General features: G+C 72.3%; 18 protein-coding genes. 6 read left to right on the forward strand and 12 right to left on the reverse strand.

Translation table 11 applies throughout. The features are described from left to right. Nucleotides 1–44 precede the first annotated feature (44 nt). Nucleotides 45–752 (forward strand): FadR/GntR family transcriptional regulator, encoded by a 708-nt coding sequence (locus Q1B24_RS20420; protein ID WP_299932209.1) that lies wholly within the window; start codon nucleotides 45–47, stop codon nucleotides 750–752. Then, the gene (locus Q1B24_RS20425) at nucleotides 749–1519 is read left to right on the forward strand and encodes a sulfite exporter TauE/SafE family protein (RefSeq protein WP_299932212.1); all 771 of its coding nucleotides are present in this window, start codon (nucleotides 749–751) and stop codon (nucleotides 1517–1519) included. The genes Q1B24_RS20420 and Q1B24_RS20425 overlap by 4 nt, the downstream gene beginning before the upstream one ends. Here Q1B24_RS20425 and Q1B24_RS20430 read toward each other — a convergent pair. Beyond that, nucleotides 1505–2407 carry an SDR family NAD(P)-dependent oxidoreductase gene (locus Q1B24_RS20430; protein ID WP_299932215.1) on the reverse strand — a complete coding sequence of 301 codons (903 nt, stop codon included), beginning with the start codon at nucleotides 2405–2407 and terminating at the stop codon, nucleotides 1505–1507. The two genes, Q1B24_RS20425 and Q1B24_RS20430, sit on opposite strands and share 15 nt — an antisense overlap. Continuing rightward, nucleotides 2407–7296: an NAD-glutamate dehydrogenase gene (locus Q1B24_RS20435; protein ID WP_299932217.1), complete on the reverse strand. Its 4890-nt coding sequence runs from the start codon at nucleotides 7294–7296 to the stop codon at nucleotides 2407–2409. The genes Q1B24_RS20430 and Q1B24_RS20435 overlap by 1 nt, the downstream gene beginning before the upstream one ends. A 74-nt stretch (nucleotides 7297–7370) precedes the next feature. On the opposite strand from Q1B24_RS20435, the gene Q1B24_RS20440 reads away from it, so the two are divergent. Next, nucleotides 7371–7838: a DUF2505 domain-containing protein gene (locus Q1B24_RS20440; protein ID WP_299932220.1), complete on the forward strand. Its 468-nt coding sequence runs from the start codon at nucleotides 7371–7373 to the stop codon at nucleotides 7836–7838. Nucleotides 7839–7862: 24 nt separating this feature from the next. Here the strand turns inward: Q1B24_RS20440 and Q1B24_RS20445 are convergent, their stop codons facing one another. The 4 genes from Q1B24_RS20445 to Q1B24_RS20460 form a co-directional block, all read right to left on the reverse strand. Next, nucleotides 7863–8015 (reverse strand): hypothetical protein, encoded by a 153-nt coding sequence (locus tag Q1B24_RS20445; RefSeq protein ID WP_299932223.1) that lies wholly within the window; start codon nucleotides 8013–8015, stop codon nucleotides 7863–7865. 37 nt (nucleotides 8016–8052) lie between these two features. Next, nucleotides 8053–9681 carry an L-glutamate gamma-semialdehyde dehydrogenase gene (gene pruA, locus Q1B24_RS20450; RefSeq protein WP_299932227.1) on the reverse strand — a complete coding sequence of 543 codons (1629 nt, stop codon included), beginning with the start codon at nucleotides 9679–9681 and terminating at the stop codon, nucleotides 8053–8055. Between the two features lie 70 nt (nucleotides 9682–9751). Then, entirely contained in the window at nucleotides 9752–10096 is a 345-nt protein-coding gene (locus tag Q1B24_RS20455; protein ID WP_299932230.1) for a hypothetical protein, read from the reverse strand. Continuing rightward, the gene (locus Q1B24_RS20460; protein WP_299932233.1) at nucleotides 10093–11544 is read right to left on the reverse strand and encodes a wax ester/triacylglycerol synthase family O-acyltransferase; all 1452 of its coding nucleotides are present in this window, start codon (nucleotides 11542–11544) and stop codon (nucleotides 10093–10095) included. Before Q1B24_RS20460 ends, Q1B24_RS20455 begins: the two co-directional genes overlap by 4 nt. A gap of 136 nt (nucleotides 11545–11680) precedes the next feature. Here Q1B24_RS20460 and Q1B24_RS20465 point away from each other — a divergent pair, with 136 nt between their 5' ends. Together Q1B24_RS20465 and Q1B24_RS20470 are read left to right on the forward strand one after the other, a co-directional pair. Further along, nucleotides 11681–12121 carry a hypothetical protein gene (locus tag Q1B24_RS20465; RefSeq protein WP_299932235.1) on the forward strand — a complete coding sequence of 147 codons (441 nt, stop codon included), beginning with the start codon at nucleotides 11681–11683 and terminating at the stop codon, nucleotides 12119–12121. Nucleotides 12122–12138: 17 nt separating this feature from the next. Then, nucleotides 12139–13461, forward strand: a complete 1323-nt coding sequence (locus Q1B24_RS20470; protein WP_299932238.1) for a hypothetical protein — start codon at nucleotides 12139–12141, stop codon at nucleotides 13459–13461. Between the two features lies 1 nt (nucleotide 13462). Here Q1B24_RS20470 and Q1B24_RS20475 read toward each other — a convergent pair whose 3' ends face one another. The 3 genes from Q1B24_RS20475 to Q1B24_RS20485 are packed head-to-tail and all read right to left on the reverse strand — an operon-like array spanning nucleotide 13463 to nucleotide 16387. After that, nucleotides 13463–14320, reverse strand: coding sequence for a calcium-binding protein (locus tag Q1B24_RS20475; protein WP_299932241.1), 858 nt, complete (start codon nucleotides 14318–14320; stop codon nucleotides 13463–13465). A gap of 52 nt (nucleotides 14321–14372) precedes the next feature. Then, complete coding sequence (locus Q1B24_RS20480; protein ID WP_299932244.1) at nucleotides 14373–15656, reverse strand: hypothetical protein; 1284 nt, start codon at nucleotides 15654–15656, stop codon at nucleotides 14373–14375. A 14-nt stretch (nucleotides 15657–15670) separates the two neighbouring features. After that, on the reverse strand, nucleotides 15671–16387 hold the full coding sequence (locus Q1B24_RS20485) for a hypothetical protein (protein WP_299932247.1): 717 nt from the start codon (nucleotides 16385–16387) through the stop codon (nucleotides 15671–15673). Nucleotides 16388–16486: 99 nt separating this feature from the next. On the opposite strand from Q1B24_RS20485, the gene Q1B24_RS20490 reads away from it, so the two are divergent. Next, nucleotides 16487–16732: a helix-turn-helix domain-containing protein gene (locus Q1B24_RS20490; protein ID WP_299932250.1), complete on the forward strand. Its 246-nt coding sequence runs from the start codon at nucleotides 16487–16489 to the stop codon at nucleotides 16730–16732. Between the two features lie 15 nt (nucleotides 16733–16747). Here the strand turns inward: Q1B24_RS20490 and Q1B24_RS20495 are convergent, their stop codons facing one another. Genes Q1B24_RS20495 through sigE form a run of 3 tightly spaced genes read right to left on the reverse strand, consistent with a single transcriptional unit; the run spans nucleotide 16748 to nucleotide 19460 of the window. Then, on the reverse strand, nucleotides 16748–18310 hold the full coding sequence (locus tag Q1B24_RS20495) for a trypsin-like peptidase domain-containing protein (protein WP_299932253.1): 1563 nt from the start codon (nucleotides 18308–18310) through the stop codon (nucleotides 16748–16750). Beyond that, entirely contained in the window at nucleotides 18307–18828 is a 522-nt protein-coding gene (locus tag Q1B24_RS20500; RefSeq protein WP_299932256.1) for an anti-sigma factor, read from the reverse strand. The genes Q1B24_RS20495 and Q1B24_RS20500 overlap by 4 nt, the downstream gene beginning before the upstream one ends. Next, nucleotides 18828–19460, reverse strand: a complete 633-nt coding sequence (gene sigE, locus Q1B24_RS20505) for an RNA polymerase sigma factor SigE (RefSeq protein ID WP_299932301.1) — start codon at nucleotides 19458–19460, stop codon at nucleotides 18828–18830. The genes Q1B24_RS20500 and sigE overlap by 1 nt, the downstream gene beginning before the upstream one ends. Between the last annotated feature and the right edge of the window lie 5 nt (nucleotides 19461–19465).

Here is a 19465-nt window from a genome sequence, read left to right on the forward strand (position 1 = left end):
CCTAGCCAATAGGACAATGAGCCGATCGTCAATACTGTGGTGCCATGTCCGAGTCGTCCCCCTTTCCGCCGCGGTTGCTCCGCACGCGTCTGTACGAGCAGGTGGCCGGGCAGATCTCGACGTGGATCGACGACAACGGCCTGCAGGCCGGCGACAGGCTCCCGCCCGAGCGCGAGCTCGCCCAGCGCCTCGGCGTCAGCCGTGCCACGCTGAGCCAGGCGCTGGTCGCGCTGGAGGTCGTCGGCGTGGTCGAGGTGCGCCACGGTGACGGCACCGTCGTCACCGCCGGCCACCAGAAGACGAGCCGCATCGTCGAGGCGATCCGCAACCACGCCGACCGGTTGCCCGAGATCATCGAGACCCGTGACGCGCTGGAGACCAAGATCGCCTCCCTGGCCGCCGTCCGCCGCACCGACGACGACCTCGCCCGCATCGACGACGCCCTGGCCTTCATGGCCGCCGACGTCGAGGCCGGCGGTCGAGGCGTGGAGGGCGACGAGCGCTTCCACGGAGCCGTCACCGCCGCGTCCCACTCCCTCCTGCTCGCCCGGCTGATGGACGAGATCGGCGACCTGATCAAGGAGACCCGGCTCGAGTCGCTCGGCCAGCCCGGCCGACCCCAGGACTCCCTGGCCGGGCACCGCGCGATCGCCGAGGCGATCCGGGCCGGCGACCCGGCCGCGGCTGCGGAGGCGATGCACGCCCACGTCGCGATGGTCAGCGACGTCGCCCTCATCCGCGAGGCACAGTGACCTCACTCGAGGCGCTCCTGGTGCTCGCCACCGGGTTCGGCGCCGGGGTGCTCTCCTCGACGGTCGGGGTGGCGTCGCTGCTGAGCTTCCCCGTGCTGGTCGCGCTCGGCCTGCCGCCGGTCGTGGCCAACGTCTCCAACACCCTCGGCCTGATCCCCGCCGGCATGGGTGGCGTCCTGGGCTACCGCAGCGAGGTCCGCGAGGCGGGCCCGATCGCGAAGACGATCGTCCTCGTCTGCGCCCTCGGGGCCGTCATCGGAGCCGCCCTGCTGCTGGGCCTCCCGCCGGGCGTCTTCGAGGCGATCGTCCCCTACCTCATCCTCTTCACCTGCCTGCTCGTCGGCGTGCAGCCCCGCATCGCGAGGTGGCTGCGGGCCCGCCACGAGACCCGGCACGGCGTCGCCCTGGCCGAGCGCCGGCACATGTCCCCCGCCACCACGGCCTTCGCCACGATCACGGGCGTCTACGGCGGCTACTTCGGCGCCGGCGCGGGCGTGATGATGGTGGCCGTGCTCGGCATCGGCACCGACCTCGAGCTGCGCATCGTCAACGGCCTCAAGACGCTGGCGCTGATGGTGGGCAACGTCGTTGCCGGCCTGATCTTCATCGTGGTGGCCGACCCGCGCTGGGACGTCGTGGTGCTGCTCGCCGCCGGCTCCCTGGTGGGCGGCTACGTCGGTGCCCGCATCGGCCGCAAGCTCCCGGACGCGGTCTTCCGGTGGGCGGTCGTCGCGGCGGGCGTGGTGGCGGCGCTACTGCTGTTCTGACCCGGACGACGAGCCGGTTCGTCCCGGCACCGCGCCCCGGGCGGCGGCCGAGTCCGGCACCGCCCGGTGGAAGCGGGACATCAGCGCGTCGCTGAGCCGTGGGGCGACGACGTTGACCACGGCGCCGATCCGTCCCGCAGCAGTGTCCCAGGTGACCCGACGGTCCTCCAGCACGCGGACGACGGCAGCCGCTGCCTGCTCGGCCGTCATGCTCGCGCGACCGTCGTACGCGTCGGTGGGCACCACCATCGGGGTCCGCACGAGGGCGAAGCGCATGTTGGTGAAGGTGACCCCGTCGGCGTAGGTCTCCCGGCCCGCGATGCGCGCCCAGGAGTCGAGCGCGGTCTTGGAGGCGATGTAGGCGGCGAACTTCGGCGCCTTGACCTGCACGCCCCAGGTGACGATGTTGACGACGTGGCCGAAGCCCTGCTCCCGCATCGTCGGCAGCAGGCCCATCGTGAGGCGCACCGGGGCGAAGTAGTTGATCGCCATGGTGCGCTCGAAGTCGTGGAACCGGTCGTGGGAGAGCTCGAGCGACCGGCGGATGGACCGGCCGGCGTTGTTGACGAGGTGGTCGACGGTGCCGACATCGGCCAGCACCCGCTCGACGAGGACGTCGATCGCGGCGAGGTCGCTCAGGTCGACGGCGTACGACGACGCCCGTCCGCCCGCGGCCTCGATCGTCGCCCGGACGCGGTCCAGCTCGGCCTGCCGCCTGGCCACCAGCACGACGTGGGCACCCCTCGCCGCAGCCGCCACGGCCGTGGCCTCGCCGATGCCGGAGCTCGCCCCGGTCACGAGGACCGTGCGACCGGCCAGGACGCTGGGCGCGCCCGGCCGGACCAGGCGCCGCAACCGCGCCCGGGGCGTGGTGAGCAGCAGGCCCATCAGGACAGCAGGCCCCGCACCACCCGGAGCCCGACGGACAGGCGCGCCAGCTCGGCGGTCTCCTCGCGGCAGATCTCCTCGAGCGTCCTGGACGCGCGGCCGACCAGCTGCTCGTCGGAGTCCTCCCACTGCGCCACGCGGGCGGGCGCGGAGTCACTCGCGTCGGTGGACTCGAGCACCTGGGCGGTCAGCTGCTGGTGGACGCCGTAGAGGTCGTCGCGCACCGCGGCCCGGGCCATCGTCTGCCACCGGTCGTCACGGGGCAGGGCGAAGATCCGCTGGACGAGCGCCGGAAGCCCCAGCCGCTCGCCCAGGGCGAAGTGGACGCGGGCCACCTCGATCGGGTCGAGGTCGAGCCGGTCAGCCGTCTCGACGATGCCCAGCAGGGCGTAGGCCGACGCCAGGACCGCGACACGGGAGGCGAGGTCGTCGGGGACACCCTGGTCGGTGAGCCGCTTCACGCGGGCCCGGTAGTCGTCGAGCTCGCGCCCGCTCATGATGCGGGGCAGCTCGGCCATCACCGCCTGCACGGGACCCCGGAAGAACTCGACCGTGGCGCTCGAGTCGAGCGGGGGCCTCCGGTTGGTGACCAGCCAGCGCGACGCGCGCTCCACGAGCGTGCGCATCTCGATCCGCATGCGGGTCTGCCGCTCGGCGGGCACCTGGTTGTCCAGGGCGGCGATCTCCTGGCGCAGCGGGAGCGAGCCGAAGATCTCGCGGGCGACGAAGTTGGCACGGGTCAGCTCGGCGGGGCTGGCACCGGTCTCGCCCTGCAGGCGCGGCCAGAAGGTCATGCCGGCGCCGTTGACCAGGTCGTTGACCACCTGCGTCACGATGATCTCGCGCCGCAGCGGGTGGTCCTCGATGGCCGTCTCGAGGTCGGGCTTCATGCGACTGGGGAAGTAGGCGAGCAGGTCCTCGCGCAAGTAGGGGTCGTCGGGCAGGTCGGAGGCGACGAGCTCCTCGGCCAGCACGATCTTGGTCCACGCCAGCAGCACCGACAGCTCGGGAGCCGACAGCTCCTGCTTGCGGTCGAGACGGCGCCTGACCTGGCGGGTGCTGGGCAGCCCCTCCAGCTCCCGGTTGAGCACGCCGCGCTTCTCGAGGGCGCGCATCCAGTCCTCGTGGACGTGCAGCAGCGACGGGGCGTGGGCCTGCGCGTTGGCGAGCGCGAGGTTCTGCTCGTAGTTGTCGCGCAGGACGAGGCCGCCGACCTCCTCGGTCATCTCCGCCAGGAGCTCGTTGCGGGCGTCCTCGCCCATCGCGCCCGACCGTACGACGCGGTCGAGCAGGATCTTGATGTTGACCTCGTGGTCGGAGGTGTCGACGCCGGCCGAGTTGTCGATGAAGTCGGTGTTGATCCGTCCGCCGTTGCCGCGAGCGCCGAACCGGGCGTACTCCACCCGGCCCAGCTGCGTGAAGCCGAGGTTGCCGCCCTCGCCCACGCACCGGGCCCGCAGGTCCTCGCCGTTGACGCGGATGGCGTCGTTGGCCTTGTCGCCCGCGTCGGCGTCGGTCTCCTCCGACGACTTGACGTAGGTGCCGATGCCGCCGTTCCACAGCAGGTCGACCGGCGCCAGCAGGATCGCCTTCATCAGCTCCGCGGGGGTCATCGCGGTGGTGCCGGCGGGGATGCCGAGGGCCTCGCGCACCTGCGCCGAGATCGTGATGGACTTGGCCGAGCGCGGCCAGACGCCGCCACCCTCGGAGATGAGGGAGGTGTCGTAGTCCTTCCAGCTCGAGCGGGGCAGGTCGAACAGCCGGCGCCGCTCGGCGTACGACGACGCGGCGTCGGGCGAGGGGTCGATGAAGATGTCGCGGTGGTCGAAGGCCGCCACCAGCCGGGTGTGCTCGGAGCAGAGCAGCCCGTTGCCGAAGACGTCGCCGGACATGTCGCCGATGCCGACCGCGGTGAAGTCCTCGGCCTGGCAGTCGACGCCCATCTCGCGGAAGTGCCGCTGCACCGAGACCCACGCGCCCTTGGCGGTGATGCCCATCGCCTTGTGGTCGTAGCCGACCGACCCGCCGGACGCGAAGGCGTCGCCGAGCCAGAAGCCGTAGTCCTTGGCCACGCCGTTGGCGATGTCGGAGAAGGTCGCGGTGCCCTTGTCGGCGGCCACGACGAGGTAGGTGTCGTCACCGTCGTGGCGCACCACCTCGCGCGCCGGGACCGTGACGCCGTCGACGAGGTTGTCGGTGATGTCAAGGAGGCCGGAGATGAAGGTCTTGTAGCAGGCCACGCCCTCGGCCAGCCACGCATCGCGGTCGGAGGAGTCGGGGAGCTGCTTGCAGAAGAACGCGCCCTTCGCGCCGACGGGCACGATCACGGTGTTCTTGACCATCTGCGCCTTGACCAGGCCCAGCACCTCGGTGCGGAAGTCGTCGCGACGGTCCGACCAGCGCAGGCCGCCGCGCGCGACGGCTCCGAAGCGCAGGTGGGAGCCCTCGACGCGCGGGCTGTAGACGAAGATCTCGAAGCGCGGGCGCGGCTCGGGCAGGTCGGGGATGGCCGACGGCTCGAGCTTGAAGGAAATGTAGGGGTGGACCTCGCCGTCGGCCGAGCGCTGGAAGAAGTTGGTGCGCAGGGTCGCGCGGACCAGCGTGCGGTAGGACCGCAGGATGCGGTCGTGGTCGAGGCTGACGACGTCGTCGAGGGCCTTGGCGAGCCGCTCCTCGATCGCCTCCACCTTGGCCACCCGCGCCTCGGCGTCGTGCTCGAGCGCCCGGTCGCCGCGCCCGGGGTCGAAGCGCGACTCGAACAGCTCGACGAGCAGCCGGGTGATGTCGACGTTGCTGCGCAGCGCCTCCTCGATGTAGTCGAGGGCGAAGGGCGAGTTGCCCTGCTTGAGGTACTTGGCGTACGCGCGCAGCACGGTCGCCTGCCGCCAGGTCAGCCCGGCGGCGAGGACGAGTTGGTTGAAGCCGTCGATCTCGTTGAAGCCGTCCCAGACCGCGCGGAGCGCCTCGGCGAACAGGGTGCGCTCCTCCGGCGAGAGGGTGCGTCCGTGGCGCAGGCCGAACTCGTAGATGTAGGAGGGCCGCGGGAGCCCGCTGAGCTCGTAGGGGCGCTCGTCGACGACCTCGACGCCCATCGAGGTCAGCATGGGCAGCATCGCGCTCAGCGACAGCGGCTCGCCGACGCGGAACACCTTGAGCCGCGACTCGCCGCGGCGGTAGGTGCCGCGCTGCTCGTCCTGGTCGAAGAGCGCGAGGTCGATGCCCACGTCGCCCTGGATGGCCTCGATCCGACCGAGGTCGGCCGATCCGCGCTGGGGCTGGAAGTCCTCCTTGTAGGCCTCGGGGAACGCGTTGGCCCAGGCCCGGGCCAGCCGCGACCCCTCGTCGACGCCGAACTCGGACACGACGGCCGTCACGAAGTCGTCGCGCCACGACCGCGAGGCCTCCATCAGCCGTCGCTCGAGGTCGGGGACGTCGATCTCGGAGACGTGCGCGCCCTTCGGCGGGTGGACCACGAAGTGCACGCGCGCGGTCGTCGACTCGTTGACCCGTGCGGTGAACTCGACGTGCTCGCCGCCGAGCTGGTCGCGCAGGATGTCGGAGAACCGCTCACGCACCGCGGTGCTGTAGCGGTCGCGCGGGAGGTAGACCAGGACCGAGACGTAGCGTCCGTAGGTGTCGCGGCGCACGAAGGCCCGCAGCTGGCGCCGCTCCCGGGCGCCCATCACGTCCTGCGCGACCGGGGCCAGCTCGTCGGGTGAGGTGTGGAACAGCTCGTCGCGCGGGTAGTTCTCCAGCGTGTCCATCAACGCCTTGCCGCCGTGGCTGCGCGGGTCGAAGCCGGCGTGGCGCATGACCTCGGTGACCTTCTCGCGCAGCACCGGGATCCGGGTGACCGACTCGGTGTAGGCGGCGCTGGAGAACAGGCCGAGGAAGCGGCGCTCCCCCACGACCTCTCCGTCGGGGCCGAACGTCTTGACGCCGACGTAGTCGAGGTAGGCCGGACGGTGCACGGTGGCGCGCGAGTTGGCCTTGGCCAGCACCAGCAGCTTCTTCTCACGGGCCTTCGCCTTGGCCAGCGGCGGCAGCTTGGCGAACGACGCCGACAGGTCCTGGTCGTGGCGCAGGATGCCCAGGCCCGATCCGGCGACGGCGCGCAGCCCGCACTCCTCGGGCGCGCCCTCCTCGGCCTCGAGCTGGTACTCGCGGTAGCCGAGGAACGTGAAGTGGTCGTCGGCAAGCCACGTCAGGAAGTCACGGCCCTGGCGCAGCTCCTCCGCTGACAGCGGCGGCGGGTCCTGGTCGAGCTCGGCCACCACCGCGAGGACCTGGGCGTGCATCTTCTCCCAGTCCTCGACCGACTCGCGTACGTCGCGCAGCACCCGCTGGAGGCCCTCCGTGATCTCGGCCGCCTCGTCGTCGTCGGTGCGGTCGATCTCGACGTGCATCCACGACTCCGCCCCCTCCTGGGTGGCGGGCCGGGTCTCGGCCTGCACGGCGGCCCGGCCGCCGCCCGTCGGCTCGTGGGCGTGCACCTCCTGGAGCTCGCCGGTGATGTCGCGCTCGACGGTGAGCTGGGGGTGGAAGACCGCGTGCACGGTGTGCCCGAGCCGGTTGAGCTCCATCGTGACCGAGTCGACGAGGAACGGCATGTCGTCGGTGACCACCTCGACGACCGAACGTCCCGACGCCGACCAGCCGGCGTCGGCGATCGTGGGGGTCACCACCCGCACTGCGGCGGTGCCCTGCGGGCGGGAGGACGCGAGCTCGCGGTGCGAGGCCACGGCTCCCAGCAGGTCCTGCGGGGAGCGCTCGGCGACCTCGTCGGGAGCGACGTGGCGGTAGTAGTCGCGCACCAGGTCGCCCCACTCCGGACGTGCGGCCGTTGCCGCGTCGAGCTGCTTTTCCTTGGTCTTCTCAGACGTCGCCACGCTCCGACCCTAGAACCCGGGTGTGACGGCCACAACATGGGGGTGCGAGCGCCGTTTGGGCCATGATGAGCGCCATGAAGAAGCTCACGAAGACGCTGACCTACGACGCCTCCACCGACGCCGTCGGGGCCATGCTCGACGACCCGGCGTTCCGTGAGGAGGTGCTGCGCCGGCAGCGCGTCGTACGCGGCTCGGCGGACGTGGACGGCGACGTGGTGCGGATCGAGCAGGTGCGCTCGGCCGGGGACGTCCCGTCGTTCGCGCGCTCCTTCGTGGGTGAGGAGATCGTCGTCGTCCAGACCGAGACGTGGACCTCGGCGACCACGGCCGACGTGGCGATCGCGATCGCCGGCAAGCCCGGTGAGGCGTCCGGCACGATCGGGCTGACCGAGTCGGGGGGACGGACGACGCAGCAGGTCGACCTGGCCGTCACCGTCCGGGTCCCGCTCCTGGGCGGCAGGATCGAGACGATGGTCGTCGACCTGCTGGGGCACGCGCTCGACGTCGAGCACCGCGTGGGCCAGGAGTGGCTGACCCGCTAGCTCACCCGCTGGCTCACGGCTGGCTCACTCGGCGTCGTCCTCGCGGCGCCGCCGCCAGATCACCAGTCCGAGGACCAGGAACGGGCCGAAGGCGAGCAGCAGCGTGAGCGCCTGCTCGTAGGGGTGGAGAGACCCCATGTGCCACAGGGGCCGGAGCGGGAGGACGGGGTCGAGCACGACCCCATCCTCCCCCACTCCGCGGAGCGCCCGGACGTCAGCCCTGGTCCGGGTAGCGGTGGTCCTTCGGAGGCACGAAGGTCTCCTTGATCGAGCGCGGCGAGGTCCAGCGCAGCAGGTTGACCGCGGCGCCGGCCTTGTCGTTGGTGCCCGACGCACGACCGCCGCCGAAGGGCTGCTGGCCGACGACGGCGCCGGTCGGCTTGTCGTTGATGTAGAAGTTCCCCGCTGCGAAGCGCAGCGTCTTGCGCGCCCAGGCGATGGCGGCGCGGTCCTGCGCGATGATCGCGCCGGTGAGGGCGTAGGGCGCGAACGACTCCATCTGCGCCACCACGGACTCGAAGTCGGCGTCGTCGTAGACGTGGACGGCCAGGATCGGCCCGAAGTACTCCTCGGAGAACATCTGGTCGGTCGGGTCGCTCGACTCCACGATCGTGGGCCGCACGAAGTAGCCCACCGAGTCGTCGGTCTGGCCGCCCGCGAGCAGCGTGAGGTGGTCGGTGCCCTCGATGCGGGCGATCGCCTTGCGGTGCTTGGCGAACGCGCGGTCGTCGATCACCGCTCCCATGAAGTTCGACAGGTCGGTGACGTCACCCATCGCCAGCGCCTCGGTGTCGGCGACGAGCTGGTCCTTGATCTTCACCCACACCGAGCGCGGGACGTAGGCGCGCGAGGCGGCCGAGCACTTCTGGCCCTGGAACTCGAACGCGCCACGGATCATCGCGACGCGCAGCACGTCGGGGTCGGCCGACGGGTGGGCGACGATGAAGTCCTTGCCCCCGGTCTCGCCGACGATGCGCGGGTAGGCGCGGTAGCCGGTGATGTTCTCACCGACGGTGCGCCACAGGTGCTGGAACGTCGGGGTGGAGCCGGTGAAGTGGATGCCCGCCAGGTCGCGGTGGGCCAGGGCGACCTTGGAGACGTCGAGACCGTCGCCGGGAAGCATGTTGATGACGCCGGGCGGCATGCCGGCCTCCTCCAGCAGCTCCATCGTCAGCGACGCGGCGAGCTGCTGGGTCGGCGAGGGCTTCCACAGCACCGTGTTGCCCATCAGCGCGGGCGCAGTGGGCAGGTTGCCCGCGATCGCGGTGAAGTTGAACGGCGTGATCGCGTAGACGAAGCCCTCGAGCGGGCGGTGGTCGGTGCGGTTCCAGATGCCGGGGCTGTTGGCGATCGGCTGGTCGGTGAGGATCTGCTTGGCGTAGTGGACGTTGAACCGCCAGAAGTCGATCAGCTCGCACGCCGCGTCGATCTCGGCCTGGAAGGCCGTCTTGGACTGGCCCAGCATGGTCGCGGCGTTCAGGCGCTGGCGCCACGGGCCGGCCAGCAGGTCGGCTGCCTTGAGGATGATCGCGCACTTCTCGTCGAAGGGCATCGCCTGCCAACCCGGGGCGGCAGCGGCCGCGGCCGCGATGGCGTCCTCGGTGTCCTTCGTCGTGGCCCCGCGCAGGGTGCCCAGCACGTGCTGGTGGTCGTGGGGCTGGACGACCTGGGTCTCCGCGCCGCCGCCCTCGCGGTGCTCGCCGCCGATGACGGCGTGGAAGGTGTGCTGCTCGCCCTCGAGACGGGCGAGCTCGGTGACCAGGGCCTCGCGCTCCGGGGCGCCGGGCGCGTAGGTCAGGTTCGGCTCGTTGGTCGGCGCCGGAGGAAAAGTGATCGCGTCCATGCGGCTGATCGTGTCAGACGCGCTTGCGCGCCTCAAAGTGTTGGATCAGGGGCCCGACCAGGCGGCTCGGTCAGCGGGCGGCGACGAGGTCGCCGATCTCCTGGGTGGCCCACCAGGCGAGGTCGTCGTCGGCGTCCGCGTCGTCCTCGGTGTCGACGTGCACCGCGACGACGTCGCGCCAGCGGACGGGGGCGTCGGCCGTGGCGGTCTCGGCGACCACGACGACGCGCCGTCGCTGCCCGTCGGAGAGCCCGGCCACCAGCTCGGTGGAGGCGTCCGCGGCGGTCATCAGGGCGTCGTACTCGCTCTCCTCGGCGTCGTCGGCGGCGAGGACCGCGTCGACGACGCGGGGACCGTCGGCCGCCCAGTCGTCGGCCAGGCGCGGCAACGACGACGGCAGGTAGCGGCGTGTCACTTCTCCCCCTTCCCGGCAGCCTTCTTGCGACCGCGCGGGGCGCGCGGCCGGGTGTCGGACGCCGAGTCCTTCAGCTCCTCGAGCGACTCCAGCACGCACTGCCCCAGGACGTCGGCGTCGGGTACGGCGTCGCGGTCGGCCGTGATGCCGTAGAACACCTTGCCGTCGTAGGACGTCACGCCGATGGCCAGCGGGTGGTCGGGAAGCAGCGGGTGCACCGGGTAGGACTCGAGCATCCGGGCGCCGTCGGCGTAGAGCGGGAACTGCGGACCCGGCACGTTGGTGATGGAGACGTGGAACCCGCGTCGCAGCTCGGCGGTCGCGAGGCGCGCCCCGAGCGCGTGGAACGTCGTCGGGGCGAAGCCGGCGATGCCGGAGAGCCGGCGGGCCGAGACGTTGCGCCCGTTGTCGCGGTGGGCGCGCAGGTCGTAGCTGACCTGGTGCAGCCGGACGACGGGGCTGGGCTCGCCGATGGGCAGGTTCACCAGGTGGCCGGTGATCTGGGTGCCGAGCGACGTCGGCTCGAGCTCGTCGTCGATGACCGACATCGGCACGATGGCCTTGATCGTGCGGAGCCCGCCGAGTGACTCCGCACGGGCCATCAACCAGCCGCGGAGACCGCCGGCCAGGGTGGCGAGGATGACGTCGTTGACCGTGCCGCCGTGCACCTCGCGGATCGCGCGGTAGTCGGAGAGCTCGGTGCGCGCGGTCACGAAGCGGCGCTGCTGGGAGAGTCGCCTGTGCACCGGCGTGGAGTGGACCGGACCACGGCCGGCGAGGGCGTTGGCCACCTCGGCCACGCGGGCGCCCGAGGCGGAGGCCGCGCGACCGAGCGACTCGGCGTTGGCGCGGGTGGTCATCCAGAGCGTGCGGGGACTCTCGAGGCTGTCGGTCACCGCGTTGAGCGCGGCCGCCACCGGACCGGCCGGGCGACCCGGTCGCCAGTCGTCGTCGTGCCCGAGGGTGGAGCGGTCCGGGGACGTGTCGAGCAGCACCTGGCCGATGTCGACGGTCTCGCGCCCGTCGACGAGGATCTGGTGGCTCTTGGTCAGCAGGGCGACGCGGCCGTGCTCGGGGCCCTCGACGAAGTAGCATTCCCACAGCGGGCGGCTGCGGTCGAGCGGCCGTGACGCGATGCGCGCCACGAGCTCGCGGAGCTGGTCGATCGACCCCGGTCGCGGCAGCGCGGAGCGGCGTACGTGGTAGCCGAGGTCGAAGCCCTCGTCGTCCACCCACGCCGGGTTCGCCAGCCGCCCCGGCACCAGCTGCAGGCGCTGGCGGTAGCGGGGGACGAAGGCGATCCGGTCGGCGATGAGCTGCACGAGCCGGTCGTGGTCGAACCCGGACTCCCCCGGGTCGAAGATCTCCACCGTGGCGTTGTGCATGGGCGTCGTGGGGGACTCGGCGGCCAGGATGGCCAGGTCCCGCGGCCGGAGCCGCTCACTCATGCACGCACTCGCTGCGCTCACTCATGTGGTGCCCTCTCGTCGGTGATCTTGTCCCGCATGGGATTCTGGCAGAGGCAGTGACGCCGCGAGTGCCGCGGTCGCTGCCTGCCCGTGCAGTCGTCGAAGGAGAACCCCCGTGTCCGGTCGCGTCCTCACGCGCCTCGCCCCCGTCGTGCTCGTCCTGGCCGCGTCGCTCACCGCGTGCGGCGGCGACGCTGACACCGACCCGCCGGCCGCCGACCAGGCCGCGACCCCCTCCGAGTCCCCCTCCGAATCCCCCTCCGAGTCCCCGTCCGACTCGGGCACGGAGTCCGACGCCGTCGCCCTGACCGTCACCCGCGAGGGCGACTCCTTCACCCCCAACGGCGAGCGGGTGGAGCTCGGGATCGACCAGCCCCTGGTCCTGACGATCGAGGCCGACGAGGCGGGCGAGCTCCACGTGCACACCACGCCCGAACAGACGATCGCCTACGACGCCGGCACGTCCGAGCACGAGATCGTCGTCGACCGACCGGGCGTGCTCGAGGTGGAGAGCCACGACCCCGACGTGATCCTGCTGCAGCTCGAAGTCCGGTGAGCCTCTTTCCCGCAACCGTGGGCGGCTCCATCTCCGCCCACGGCCTCGGCGGCGCCAAGGACCTGCCGATCCCCTCCGAGCTCGCGATCGCGGGCGCCGTCGCCGCGCTCGTGGTCTCCTTCACCGTGCTCGCCGTGGCCTGGCGCGAGCCCCGCTACGACGCGGCCACCAGCGGCCGTCCGGCACCCCCGTGGCTGGACCGGTTGGTGTCGTCCCGCGCGCTCGCCGTCGCGGCGCGGGTGTTCGGCATGGTCTTCTTCCTCTACCTCGCCGCAGCCGCGGTGCTCGGCGAGGACACCCTGATCAACCCGTTCCTCGGCACCGTCTACGTGCTGCTGTGGGTCGGCCTCGTGCCCGCCTCGCTGCTGCTGGGTCCCGTCTTCCGGGCCATCAGCCCGGCGCGGACCATCAGCATGCTGTTCGCGAAGATCTCCGGGGCTCCCGAGGGCGAGGGCCTCTACGCCTATCCCGCTCGGCTCGGCTACTGGCCGGCCGCGGCCGGGCTGTTCGCCTTCGTGTGGCTCGAGCTCGTCTACCCCTACTCCACCGACCTCGGCCCGGTGCGGCTCTGGTTCGCGGCCTACCTCGGCATCATGTTCATCGGCTCCGCCCTGTGGGGTACGACGTTCCTCGCCCGGGCCGACCCGTTCGAGGTCTACTCCTCGCTGGTCGCGAAGCTGTCCGTCTGGGGTCGCCGTGACGGAGCGCTCGTGCTGCGCAGTCCGCTCGCCAACCTCGACACGGTCGTGCCGCGGCCGGGCCTGGTGGCGGTCGTCGGCGTCCTCTTCGGGAGCACGGCCTTCGACTCCTTCCGGGATTCGCCGCCCTGGCTCCAGCTCGTGCAGTCGATGTCGACCTCGCGGGTGTGGCCCGACACCCTGGCGCTCATCGCGTTCTCGGCCGGCGTCTCACTCGCGCTGGCGGTGGCCACCATGGCGACGGGCGTCACGAGCGACGTCCCGCGGCGCGCGCTGCCCAACCTGTTCGCCCACTCGGTCATCCCGATCATCGTGGGCTACATCGCGGCCCACTACCTGACCTACTTCGTCGAGTACGGCCAGCAGACCCTCATCCAGCTGAGCGACCCGTTCAGCCGCGGCGACGACTACCTCGGCACCGCCGACCTCCAGGTCAACTACTGGCTCTCCCAGCACCCGACGTTCCTGGCGGTCATGAAGGTGTGCGCGGTCACCCTCGGCCACGTGGTGGGCGTCGTCGCGGCGCACGACCGGGCCGTCAAGCTGCTGCCCAAGCGGCACCAGCTGACAGGTCAGCTGCCGCTGCTGGTGGCGATGGTCGGCTTCACCGTGGGAGGCCTGTACCTGCTGTTCGCTGCATGACCTAGCGCTGCGACGGGATCGAGCCGTAGGGCCACCCGGCCGGCAGCGCCGACGTGACCTCGATGATGTCGCAGGAACCGCGGTAGTCGATCACGTCGGCGGGGTCGCGCCAGCCGACGAAGATCACCCGGTCGGCGTTGCCGACGCCGCCCAGGGTCGGGTCGTCGCAGTGGATGCGGTCCTCGTCGCCGTCGGGAAGCACGTAGATGGTGTCGTTGCCCTGCTCGGTGAAGACCTTGTCGCGGCCGGGACCGAGGAAGACGGCGTCGTCGCCCTCGTCGCCCTTGATCTTGACGTCGTTGCCCTCCCCGTCGATCAGCACGTCGTTGCCGGGTCCGCCCTGGATCGCGCCGTCGTCACCGGGACCGGCGTCGATCCAGTCGTTGCCGTCGTTGCCGATGTGCTTGTCGATGCCGTCGCCGCCGAAGAGTTGGTCGTCACCGTCACCGCCGCCGACCAGGTCGTTGCCGCCCTCGCCGTGCACGACGTCGATGCCGGCTCCGGCGGTGAGCTTGTCATTGCCCTCGCCGCCGTACATGACGTCGTCGCCCTGACCGCCGTCGAGGGAGTCGTTGCCGAGCCCGCCGGAGCCCCAGTCGTTGCCGGGCTGCAGGGTGATCCAGTCGTCGCCGTCGTCGCCGCTGACGGTGTCGTGCCCGTTGCCGGCGTAGACCCTGTCGTTGCCGCCACGGGCGGTGACCTTGTCCTGGCCACCGATCGCCATGATCTTGTCGGCGCGGTTCTTGCCCTTGATGGTGTCGTGACCGGTGGTGCCCTGGAAGAGCTTGGCAGACGCCGGAGCTGCGGACAGGACGACCGCCAGGGTGGCGATGGTGGCGATGCGGAAGTGACGCGACATGGAAGTTCCCCCTCGGGTTCGGGGCCCAAATTACGTCAAATCTTGATGGTTTTCAGAATTTTGCCCTCTTGACTTGCCCGAATTGACGCCGAAGGTGGCGGGTTCGTCCGGAGGAGCGGTCCGCTCCTCCACTGCTGTGAGCCGGGAGCACGGCGTCGGCCAGCGCGGCGAGGGCCCGCACCAGGGACGAGTCGCCGAGGTCGGCGACCGGACGGCCGCTGACCAGCGCCCGGTCGAGACCGGGCCGGTCCTCGGGCAGGAAGTGCAGGCCGGCGACCCGACTGAAGCCCTCGACCATGCCGGCGATCTCCTTCTCCGACCACCCGATCGAGGAACGCATCCGGTTGACGACGACCCGCACGGGGGTGCCTGCCGTGAGGTCGCGCAGGTCGACGAGCCCGCGGGCGAGGCGGGTGAGCCCCACGGGGTCGGCCGAGCCCACGACCACCACCTCGTCGGCCTGCTCCAGGGTCGCGAGGGTCAGCGTGTTGCGACCGGGACGGCCGCCGAGGTCGGAGCCGGTGTCGTCCTCCAGGCTGAAGCCCGTGTCGACGACGACCTGGCCGTGACCCCGCGCGCGCTCGAGCAGCTGGTCGACCTGCGCCGCCCTCACCTCGCGCCACCGGTCGGCCCGCGGGAGGCCGGTGACGACCGCCAGCCGGTCCCCCACGCTCCGGCACACCGAGGCGAACCGGTCGTCCAGCTGGCCGGCGGAGGCGAGGCGCGCGGCCGACAGCAGGCCGGACACCTCGTCGAGGATGCCGAGCTGCTGCGCGACGGCACCACCGTAGGGGTCCAGGTCGGCAAGGACCACGGCCACGTCGCGCCGGGCGAGCTCCCAGGCCAGGTTGGTCGCGACCGTCGTACGGCCGGGGGCGCCGGCCGGCCCCCAGACGACCACGAGCCGGCCCGCCTCCGCCGCGGGCGGGGCAGCGGCGGCGACCGGGTCGAGGACCGACAGGTCGTCACCCCGTGCACGGGTGTCGGCGACGTCCTCGACCGTCGTGACCACCCGGGGCAGGGTGGCCAGCTGTCCCCTCCCGACGAGTGCGGTGATGCCCAGGCGTGCGGCGTGCTCGCGGGCGTCGAGGTCGTCGGCCAGGGCCGAGGTCACGGCGACGGGCCGCACGGCATGGCGCCGCAGGTGGGCGACGCTGGTCGGGTCGAGGCCCGGGGCGTCGAGGGAGACCACGGCCACGTCGGCCTGGCCGCTGGTGACGGCTGCGAGCAGGTCGTCGACGTCGACGCAGCGCTTGAGCACGACCACACCGGGATGGGCCTCGAGGTCGGCCATGGCCGGCGACTCCCACGCCTCGCCCGCCGCGAGGAGCAGCACGCAGATCACGGTCGTCAGCCCCTCCCCACGACGCGGACCCGGTCGTCGCCGACGGCCGCCAGGACCACCCCCAGCGACTCCTCGTCGGTCTCGGGGACGGCGAGGACGAGCTGTCGGCTCGTCGCCGATGCGAAGGCGTCGGCCACCACGGGCGCGTCGAGGACCACGACGTCCCCGAGCACCAGCTCGGCGGCCGGCCGACCGCGGCGCTGGAGGACCGTGCGGTCGGCCACGACCCACACGTCCACCCGGGACCCCCGGACCAGGTCGGTCGGGACGTGCTCGGCCGCCACGGCGATCGACAGCGACACGGTGTCGTCGGCCGGCTCGTCCCCCAGGGCGGCGGCCGGCACCAGCTCACCGGCAGACAGCGGCCGGGTGAGGGTGAGCGCCGCCGGGAGCTCGTCGTCGACGCCGAGGTAGCGGTCGTGGTCGGCGGACTCGGCGAAGCGCACCCGAGCGGGCTCGAGGTCGGCGGCGGTGATCGTCTGCCCCGCGACCAGGTCGGACGACGCGGCCCAGACCGGGGTCAGGTCGTCGGCGCCGGACAGGATGCGGGCACCGGCCACCACCGAGCCCGTCACCAGGACCACCCCGACCCACAGCCGGGGGTCGCGCCACCCAGGGGTCGTGGCCCGCGTCGCGGCCGGCACGTCGGTGGCGCGGCCGGGCGGCGCGGCCGCGTCCGGACGGGCGTGACGGGAGGAGGTCCGAGAGCTGGTCCGAGGCACGACGACATCATTGCCGCACGAGCCGGACTTCACACCTGTCTCTCCACAGGGACGGCCGGGCGGCGTCGGGAGCCGCACCCGCGGTGGCACGATGGCCCCATGGCCGACGACCCCCGCTTCCTGACGCTCGCCGACGTCGCGGAGGTGCTCAACACCTCCGGCGCGCAGGTCTACGCGCTCGTCCGCCGGGGCGAGCTGCCGGCCATCAAGATCGGTGGCCGCGGCCAGTGGCGCGTGGAGCGGGTGCAGCTCGAGGAGTTCATCCAGCGGATGTACGCCGAGACCAGGACGTTCGTCGACCAGCACCCGTTCGTGGACGCTGAGACCGAATCGTCCGACACCTAGGTCGCGTCGGGGTGACTATCCCACCTTGCCGTCGAGCTCGACCTGCACGACCCGCTCCTCGCCACCGCGGACGACCGACATCTCCACGGTCTCGCCGGGGAGGTGGGTGCGGATGGCCACGATGAGGGAGATGCCGTCGCTGACCGGCTGGTCGTCGACCGCGGTGATGACGTCGTCCTTCTCGAGGCCGGCGCGTTCGGCCGGGGTGTCGGGCATGACCTCGGTGATGGTGGCCCCGTTGGCGTCGGGCTCGCCGCCCGTGCGCACCTGGGCGCCGATGACGGGGTACTCCGCCTCGCCCGTGCGCAGGATCTGGTCGACCGTCGTGCGCACCTGCTCGATGGGGATCGCGAAGCCGACACCGATGTTGCCGGCCTCACCGGACGCGCCTCCGTTGGTGGCGATCGCGGAGTTCACCCCGACCACCTCTCCGGCGAGGTTCACCAGCGGACCACCCGAGTTGCCGGGGTTGATCGCGGCGTCGGTCTGCACGGCGTTGATGTAGGACGAGTCGTCGTCGGACTGCCCCGACGTGGTGACCGGCCGGTTGAGCGCGCTCACGATGCCGGAGGTGACGGTCTGGCTGAGCCCGAGCGGAGCCCCGAACGCGATCACGGGGTCGCCGACGCGCAGCACCTGCGAGGAGCCGAGGGCGGCCGGCTCGAGGTCCCCGGCCCCCTTGACGGACAGCACGGCGAGGTCGTAGACCGAGCTGCGGCCGACCACCGTGGCCTCGCGGCGCTCCCCCGTGTGGTCGATGACGACGATCGGACCGTCGTCCTCGGCGGCGGACGCGACCACGTGGTCGTTGGTCACGACGTGGCCATCGCGGTCCAGCACGAAGCCGGAGCCGGTGGCCCCGCCACTCCGGCCGTCGAGCTCGGCCACGATCTGGACCGTGCTGGGCAGCAGCGCCTGCGCCACCGCGGCCACCGACCCGTTGTCGACCTCCAGCGGTGCCGCGGTCTGCGTGCGTACGCCGTTGAGGCCGTTGTCGTTGGTGCCCGGCCGGGCAGCGAGCTCGTCCTGGATCGCGCCCCCGGCGAGGCCGCCGAGGATGCCGACGACCAGGGCGAGGCAGGCGACGGCGGGCCAGACCCACAGCGGGATCCGGCGGGCGACGGTCGTCGGACCGGCGTACGGCTGGCGCGGGTAGGGCCCCGGGCCGAACCAGGCCTGGTCGGGCTGCTGGCCGGGCTGCTGCTGGCCGGACTGCTGCGGATAGGGCCCCTGCGTCGGGTAGGAGACGGTCGGAGCCGCGGCCTCGTGGCCGTGACCCGCGCGCGGCTGCTGGTTCGGCGGCTCGCCGTACGGCGTCCGGTGCGGCGGCGGGCCGGCGAGCATCCCGGGCCGGTCCGGCTCGACGTCGTCAGGAGCGCCGTACGGGCGGCCCTCGGGCTGGACGTCGGCACTCCCAGCGGCGGTGGGCTCAACAGGATCGGGCTCGACATCGTCGGCACCGGTCGGGTGCCAGCCGGCCAGCGGCTGGGTGGGCTCGTCGTGCTGCCGGCCGGGCTCGGGGCGGTCGGTGCCCTGCTCGTCCGGGACCTGCTCGTCGGGCCTGTGCTCGTCGCTCACGGAGCAATCTTCTCCCGGATCGCCACGAGGCGCTCGGCCAGGGGCGTCCGGGAGGGGGTGACCGGGCCGCGGGCGCCACGGTCGTCGGTGACGGCCGGGGTCGCGGGACCGGTCGGCCGACTCAGGTCGGTGACGGGCGGGCGGGGCTCGACGCGCGGGGTGCCGGCCACGCCGAGGGCGAGCACGCCGACGACGCAGGCGCTCGCCGCGCCCCCGCCGATGGCGACGAGGCCACGGCGCGGGCGGTGCCGTGCGGTCGGGAACTGCGGTGGGACCAGGCCGTGGCTGGGCCCGGGCTGCATCGCCGAGCAACGACCGACGAGCGCGGACTTGAAGTCGTGCGACGGCTCGCCGGGGCCGAAGGAGAGCTGGGCGAGCTGGGTCTTGACCCACCCCTCCTGCTCGACGAGGTCACGGCAGGAGTGGCAGGAGTGCACGTGGTTCCAGCACCGCTCCTCCTCGTCCGGCGCGAGGCGACCGTCGAGGAGGGCACTGATCCGGGATCCGAGGTGGCTCATCACGACACCGGTCCGCGGGGCCGGGGCGCGAGGGGGCCCGAGTAGCGCGAGCGTCCGGCTGCCGGCTCGCGGTGGGCGAGGGCCTTGCGGAGCATCGTGCGCCCCCGGTGGATGCGCGAGCGCACGGTGCCGAGCTTGGCGTCCATGATCTCGGCGATCTCCTCGTAGCTGAGTCCCTCCACGTCGCACAGCACGACCGCTGCCCGGAAGTCGGGCGGCAGCGTCGCCAGGGCCGTCTCGATGTCGTCGTCGAAGGTCTGGTCGGCCACCGCGAGCTCGGGGGCCGGCGCGGCGCTGGTCAGCCGGGCGGCGCGCTCGTCGGAGAGCGGGTCGAACCGGATCCGCTGCTTGCGGCGCGCCCCGTCGAGGAACAGGTTGGTGGTGATGCGGTGCAGCCACCCCTCGAAGGTCCCGGGGGTGTAGCCGTCGAGCGAGCGGAAGACCCGGACGAAGACCTCCTGGGTGAGGTCCTCGGCGTCCGGCCGGTTGCCCGTCAGGCGGTAGGCAAGGCGGAACACGCGGTCGGAGTGCTGCTCCACGACCTCGTCCCACGTGGGTACGTCGACGGCTTCCGACGTGGCATCGACCTGATCACCCACGGGCGCTCCCTGGCTCGTCTTCCTCGACCGCAGCTGCA

Source organism: uncultured Nocardioides sp., from assembly GCF_947488025.1.
In the GTDB taxonomy this organism is placed as follows: Bacteria; Actinomycetota; Actinomycetes; order Propionibacteriales; family Nocardioidaceae; genus Nocardioides.